Annotated in this window: 7 protein-coding genes; 3 read left to right on the forward strand and 4 right to left on the reverse strand. The window is 45.9% G+C overall.

All coding sequences use genetic code 11. From position 1 onward, the window contains the following. Positions 1-110: 110 nt before the first annotated feature. From RIB93_RS21465 to RIB93_RS21475, 3 genes are all read right to left on the reverse strand, one after another. Positions 111-1,019, reverse strand: coding sequence for an Rpn family recombination-promoting nuclease/putative transposase (locus RIB93_RS21465; RefSeq protein WP_446375425.1), 909 nt, complete (start codon positions 1,017-1,019; stop codon positions 111-113). A 235-nt stretch (positions 1,020-1,254) separates the two neighbouring features. Further along, the gene (locus RIB93_RS21470) at positions 1,255-2,685 is read right to left on the reverse strand and encodes a DUF1517 domain-containing protein (RefSeq protein WP_446375427.1); all 1,431 of its coding nucleotides are present in this window, start codon (positions 2,683-2,685) and stop codon (positions 1,255-1,257) included. Continuing rightward, the gene (locus RIB93_RS21475; protein ID WP_446375429.1) at positions 2,657-2,806 is read right to left on the reverse strand and encodes a hypothetical protein; all 150 of its coding nucleotides are present in this window, start codon (positions 2,804-2,806) and stop codon (positions 2,657-2,659) included. The genes RIB93_RS21470 and RIB93_RS21475 overlap by 29 nt, the downstream gene beginning before the upstream one ends. Positions 2,807-2,979: 173 nt before the next feature. Here RIB93_RS21475 and RIB93_RS21480 point away from each other — a divergent pair, with 173 nt between their 5' ends. The 3 genes from RIB93_RS21480 (at position 2,980) to RIB93_RS21490 (ending at position 5,883) form a co-directional block, all read left to right on the forward strand. Then, complete coding sequence (locus tag RIB93_RS21480) at positions 2,980-4,119, forward strand: DegT/DnrJ/EryC1/StrS family aminotransferase (RefSeq protein WP_446375431.1); 1,140 nt, start codon at positions 2,980-2,982, stop codon at positions 4,117-4,119. 34 nt (positions 4,120-4,153) lie between these two features. Further along, the gene (gene crtB / locus RIB93_RS21485; RefSeq protein WP_446375433.1) at positions 4,154-5,062 is read left to right on the forward strand and encodes a cyanoexosortase B; all 909 of its coding nucleotides are present in this window, start codon (positions 4,154-4,156) and stop codon (positions 5,060-5,062) included. Between the two features lie 113 nt (positions 5,063-5,175). Then, positions 5,176-5,883 (forward strand): cyanoexosortase B system-associated protein, encoded by a 708-nt coding sequence (locus tag RIB93_RS21490; protein ID WP_446375435.1) that lies wholly within the window; start codon positions 5,176-5,178, stop codon positions 5,881-5,883. Between the two features lie 209 nt (positions 5,884-6,092). On the opposite strand, the gene RIB93_RS21495 is transcribed toward RIB93_RS21490, so the two are convergent. Next, a partial coding sequence (locus RIB93_RS21495; protein WP_446375437.1) for a hypothetical protein occupies positions 6,093-6,434 on the reverse strand: 342 nt, incomplete at its 5' end.

Consider the following 6,434-nt stretch of genomic DNA (forward strand, 5'->3'; position numbering starts at 1 on the left):
AGGAGATGAGGGTAGGAAAAGGTTAGCGAAAGCACATATAGCAACCGCCATAGCGTTTAGGACACATCATTTATGTAGAGACCAAACATGGACGGTCTCTACAATGGTGCTTATTCTGCCGATGTATCTTGTTCTAACCAATTCGACAAATCTTCCAGGCTATTAAAGCTTAAAATTGTCTGGACTAAACGTTCTAAATTTTTCCCAGACAAACCTTCTATTTTCCTGCTAATGTTTTTAGGAATTTCGCCAAAACGCTGCTGGAGTAAAGCTGTTACTACTCCGAGCTTTCCCTGTAGAATTCCTTCATCTTTAGCTTGAATGATTCGCCCTGTTTCATCTTGTAACATTATTGCTCGCCGCTCCAATTCCTCCAATTCTTCTACGGTGAGATTTGCTTGATTCGCGATATTTAGCGCTTTCTCTATTGCAGATACTTCCGCTAATGGTGCTGGAATGCTTTCCCAGGTTGCTGCTTCTTTAATAAAGTAAATCCACTTATCCGTCAAACTATTTAACTCAGACAAGGTTTTATTGAATTTTGGTAATTCTATGAAAATGAGTTGTAATTCTACAGCTTTATACTTAAATGACTCTTCCTCTTCTTTGAAAATAAACTTTGTCACAACTTTAGGGGTTTCTTGAAACATGATAAAATCAGCAATATTTATAGCAATTACTGGATTTAACAGCCAGTAACCTTCGCCAACGCCTAACTGATTGGCGTAAGTCTTAGCGAGGTTGTAAGCGACCCGTTTATCAAAAGCTTTTGTGCTGGATACTTGCATTTCAATAATAACAGTCGAGCCGTCATACAAAATGGCTCTCACGTCCAAATAGCTCTCCTTTAACTCTCGAACTTTACCAGGATTGTATGGGTTGAGAATGGTTAAAGAACGAATAACGTTTTTGTTACTATAAATAATGGCATTGAGAAAACTAATCAGTATTTCTTGGCTTTGGTCAGAACCAAATATTTTTTTAAACGCATAATCGACTTTAGGACTTATAAATTTCATGGTTTTTTCTCATCGATAAGGAGTAGGATAAAATTAAATTTCACGAGATAGGGGTATGGGAAATAGGAACGGGAGCATGTCGCCTTTTGTATTTGTGTAGGGGCGACCCGCTGGCACAAATCAACAACTTTATCCCCTCAATTTGCTCGGGTCGCCCTTTATTTAACCCCCTGTGTTAGTAGAGACGTTGCATGCAACGTCTCTACATTTCCTCTTGAGGAGGCATTTTTCCTAATTAAATGATTTGAATCATATCTGTATATTCGGTCAACAATTCATCATAAGTTAGGCTATCGTCTTGACTCTGAGGACTCCAAAGCAGTTCCACGGTCATCAAATACTCAGGACGCACTGACGCGACTTTTTTTAATGCCTGATTCAGGGTTTCTGCTGAACGAATGTCGCCAAACAACGGGTGATCATCTGCCGTTCCAACTAAGAGTGTCACGACAATATAAGCCGCTGGGTCTTCCTGAGCATCGGGCATTACCGGAACTTGAGACCGCACTCTTCCACCAACATTGCTGAGGGTTTCGGCACTAAATTTGCTGCGTTCTTCTACCGAAAGTTTTGTAAATAGTGTTTTTGCTTCCTCGATATCAACGCTTTGTGAACTACTTAATACATGACTCCAGGTATCTGAATGACGCAGCAAGACTAACGCCGATTCTTGTAGCAGTTCGAGTAAGCCTTCGGGAGTCGTTGTATCGACAGTTAAGGCGAGTTCCGATAACTCTGATTGCAAGTTTGGGGTGTGAGCAAATAAGGCTACCTGTAATTTACTCACCGTGACAATATCATTGTCTAGTTCATTGGTGGCGACTTTTCGGCGTTTGAGGAGAGACAAAATTAACCTGATTAGTATATAAACAACCAGGAAAATACCGACACCAAAAAATAGTAAAGCGATCAAGACAGGTAACGGGTTCGCTGATTTCGTGGAACTCACCGCTTGAGTTGGATTCGTGGCTGGCGCAGTAGCTGGCGGTGGAGTTGTACTATTAGTTGATTCCGGATTGGTCAGGCTTTGATTGGGTGGTTCAGGCGGGGCTGAATCGGTTGTCGCTGAATCCGGAAGGGTTTGATTTTGTGGAGGCGGTGCTGAATAGGTTGTCCCGGGATAGGATGTTGGCGGATAATTCTGGAAATCGTTATCGTCATTTTCGATTTCAATTTCCAGTTCCACTGAACTATGTCCATGTCCATAAGACGGGTGAGAGGTACGACTGGGTTTGGTTGAGGAGGGATTCGGTTGATTCGGCTTGGTTTGAGTCGGAGGTGGAGATGTGGGTTTGTTTAATGTCCCGCCACTAGCTCGTCCCCCGGTTGTTCCCCTATTGGTAGGATTAGATTGAGATGGAGATGTTCTCGACGATGATGGAGGGGAGGATGAACGGCTAGGAGACGATGAACGGCTAGGGGAGGATGAACGGCTAGGGGAAGATGAACGGCTGCTACTGCTGGAACCCGAACGTGAGGATGAACCACGACTAAAGGAACCGCCACTACTGCGTCCCCCACTGCTTCTAGCGTAGACGTCATGACCCATATCAATCGATGCGCTGATGCGATCGCGCGATACCTCTAGGTCTACACTATTAATTAGGCTTAAACAAAGAGCGGTGGCAAATAAGGTTCTAAAGTTCATCCGTTGTAGCCGATTCATGAAGTTCTCCCGATGCTACTCCCTTAGCTACAATTGTAGCTTTTTGGTGAAAATCATTCATCGTTCCCTCACCATCATGGTAGAGAAGGGCGGGTTTAGTTACGTTATCGGTTGATTCCAAAATGTTATCGGTAAAACCCGCCCCTACAACGTTGCTACCAGACGCAGGTTAACCGGAAACTTTACCAAAACTTGATAATTCAGGGGTAGGCATTAGCACCTAAATCGGACATAAATTAAATAAGGGATAAAATAACCTAACTTAGCAAACTCCTATTCTTTCCCAGTGTATTCATGAATCCTCCCCCCCCAGAAACCATTCCCTTTGTTGATCTAACGCTGCAACACCAGCCGATTCAAGCGGACATTGAACAAGCGATTCAGACGGTTATCCAGCGCGGTGATTTTGTCTTAGGTCAAGCCTTAGCCGAGTTAGAAGCGGCATTTGCGGCGGCGTCTGGTGCAGAGTATGGTGTCGGTGTCGCTTCCGGGACCGATGCGATCGCGCTAGGATTACAAGCAAATGGTATTGGTGCAGGTGATGAAGTGATTGTTCCTGCCAATACCTTTATCGCCACTCTCATTGGTGTGCTTGAGGCAAAAGCGACACCCGTCTTAACCGATTGTGACCCCAACACCGCCCTAATTGACCTGAATGCAGCGCAAAAAGCCATCACCCCCAAAACCAAGGCGATTATACCCGTTCACCTCTATGGTCAGATGGTATCACCGCCGCAATCACTCAACTTTGCCCATAGCCACAACCTGTTACTCTTTGAAGACGCCGCCCAAGCTCATTTAGCCCAACGGGACGGGTATCGGGCGGGTTCGGTGGGTGAAGCCGCTGGTTTTAGCTTTTATCCGAGTAAGAATTTAGGCGCGTTTGGCGATGGCGGAATCGCCCTAACCAGTGATCCCGATATCTATCAAACCTTGCGATCGCTGCGGAATTATGGCGCACCTCGTAAATATTATCACTCAGAACTGGGCAAAAACAGTCGCTTAGATTCCATCCAAGCAGCGGTTCTCAACACCAAGTTACCCCACTTACCCCAGTGGAATCAGTCTCGCAACGCCGCCGCCCAGTATTATGACCAATTATTAGCACCGCTAGCGGAAAAAGGAATTATCCCCATCCAAAACCACAGCGGTACCGGTCATGTGTATCATCTGTACGTGATTCGGATTACCGCCGCCTGTTCCCTGAGTCGGGAAATGGTGCAAGAGAAACTCAATACCGCCGGGATTCAAACAGGTATCCATTATCCCCTCCCTTGTCATCTACAACCCGCTTATCACTATTTGGGCTATCAAGCGGGTGATTTTCCTCATGCCGAAACCTTATGCCAGGAAATTTTATCATTGCCTATGTATCCTGGAATAAGTAACGCTCAAATTGAGCGAGTGGTTGATTGCCTCAATAGCCTGTTTTAACCGCATCCGGCGGCTGTAATTTCGGGGTACAATTATGCAACTTGGACAAAAGATTCCTACTGCCATTGACCGTCACCTGTGGGATGGTGCGATCGCGGCTTTACTGATTATCCTCTATGCGCCTCTACTCATCCACTGGTATGATGGTTGGCTAAATAAAAGTATTAGCATTGAACACGAATACTTTAGCCACGGTTTAATTGGACTGCCCTTTGCCGCCTATATCGCCTGGACTCATCGCCAGCAGTGGCAAGCAATCCCGGATAAATCGAATTATATTGGGTTAGGATTACTGGCAGTTGGTGGTGTCTTTTATCTGTCGGGTCAATCGGAACTGGTTAATATTTCCTTTCCCACGGTTTTAGCCGGACTTTGTTTGTGGTTTAAAGGGATTCCGGGCTTACGCTTACAAAGCTTTCCTCTACTTTTGGTAATTTTAGCAACACCAACGGCATTTCCTTACTTAATCGAACCCTACGCCTTACCCCTACAGCGCTTTATTGCTGGAGTTGCCGGATTTCTTTTGATTCAATTTGGCATTGATGTTAATGTTGTCGGCATTAACTTATTTGTCGGCGGACGAATTGTCGAAGTCGCCCCCCACTGTGCCGGGTTAAAGATGCTGTTTACCAGTTTATATGTGAGTTTAATGCTGTTGTACTGGAGTGGGGCGTGGATATCCCGACAGAAGACAACACTCTTGCTGATTGGTGCGGTGTTGGTTAGTGTGATTGGTAATATCATTCGCAATACCCTACTCACATTTTTCCATGGTACTGGGATGGATGGGGCGTTCCATTGGCTACATGAAAGTTGGGGCGGGGATCTGTATTCGGCGGGAATGTTAGGAATGTTAGTGATTTTACTGAAACTCATTGAACGTTCTGTTGATACCGAACCCCAAACCCCTGATTCTGTATCTGAGGGAGATGGGAAAGGTTAAAAAACGTTTGTATTTAGTCAGGGCGGGTTTTGTACAAACGTTACCATCAATAGCCAAGCCGAAAATCCCTAAACCCGCCCCTACTCACTCTTGCGCCCATGAAGGCAAATCTGATGAAATCCTCAAGACTGAGCCAGGTGATTAAACGCCTGCGATTCAACCGCGCGATCGTGTTACTGTTGTTGTTGGTAATTGTCGCGATCGGGGCATTACCCAGTTATTTGACAGGCAACTGGTCGTGGATTGAGCCACCAAGATTTGCCAATTTCAGTAGCATCAAAGTGGTGCAAATTGAGGGGCTAGAAATTCCGGACTGGGAAACCCTAGAGCAACGAACTGTAACGTTAGGGGGGCATAAATGGTCTTATCAGGAAATTAAGGGCGACTTAGATAAACCTGTATTACTCCTATTACGTCCTCCTAATGGTCCGATTGATCAACCTCAGGTTGAATGGATGGATATTAATGGTGTCTTTCAATGGAAAAAGGATTCCCATCAACGCTTAAACTTTACCGTTGAAACGCAATCCCAGCAGGCGCAAGTTAATGCCCGTCTCTTTCGCGCTTGGACTCAACAGCAAACCTTTGCTGTTGTTCAATGGTATGCTTGGGCGACAGGGGGTCATCCCGCTACCCGTCAATGGTTTTGGGTTGACCAAATTGCTCAATTAAAGCGTCAGCGAGTACCATGGGTAGCGGTTTCTATCCAGATTCCCATGGAACCTTTAGGAGATTTGACAGAGGTCAAACCTATCGCTGAATCTCTCAGTAAAACTGTGCAAAAAACGTTGATGACAGAACCGTTGGCGGGAGAGGATTAAGGGGAGCAGGGGGAGCAGGGGGCGCAGGGGGCGCAGGGGGAGTGGAGAGAGCTAGTCGGGCATAGCGCCTGTGTAGGGGCGGGTTTTACCATTATTGTTTTTTCCCTAACCTAGATGTGACTAAACCCGCCCCGACCAAGGGTTAACATGAACAAGGGCAGATTTTTTTGAGCCATTATTCGGTGAGGAGGGCGGGTTTTGTTGTTCCGTTATCGGTGAGATAGGGCAGATTTTTTTGAGCCATTATTCGGTGAGGAGGGCGGGTTTTGTTGTTCCGTTATCGGTGAGGAGGGCGGGTTTTGTTGTTCCGTTATCGGTGAGGAGGGCGGGTTTTGTTGTTCCGTTATCGGTGAGGAGGGCGGGTTTTGTTGTTCCGTTATCGGTGAATAGCTGAATTTAATCCCTAAACCCGCCCCTACAATTGTGGCTAAACCCGCCCCTACAATTGTCCCTAAACCCGCCCCTACAATTGTCCCTAAACCCGCCCCTACAATTGTCCCTAAACCCGCCCCTACAATTGTCCCTAAACCCGCCCCTACAATTGTCCCTAA

Origin of the sequence: Coleofasciculus sp. D1-CHI-01, from assembly GCF_040218875.1 — a bacterium.
Lineage (GTDB): Bacteria > Cyanobacteriota > Cyanobacteriia > Cyanobacteriales > Coleofasciculaceae > Coleofasciculus.

What these genes read in the sequence shown, in the direction of transcription:
- RIB93_RS21480 (WP_446375431.1), top strand. Translation starts at nt 2,980, where the DNA reads ATGAATCCTCCCCCCCCAGAAACCATTCCCTTTGTTGATCTAACGCTG.
- crtB (WP_446375433.1), top strand. Translation starts at nt 4,154, where the DNA reads ATGCAACTTGGACAAAAGATTCCTACTGCCATTGACCGTCACCTGTGG.
- RIB93_RS21465 (WP_446375425.1), bottom strand. Translation starts at nt 1,019, where the DNA reads ATGAAATTTATAAGTCCTAAAGTCGATTATGCGTTTAAAAAAATATTT.
- RIB93_RS21470 (WP_446375427.1), bottom strand. Translation starts at nt 2,685, where the DNA reads ATGAATCGGCTACAACGGATGAACTTTAGAACCTTATTTGCCACCGCT.
- RIB93_RS21490 (WP_446375435.1), top strand. Translation starts at nt 5,176, where the DNA reads ATGAAATCCTCAAGACTGAGCCAGGTGATTAAACGCCTGCGATTCAAC.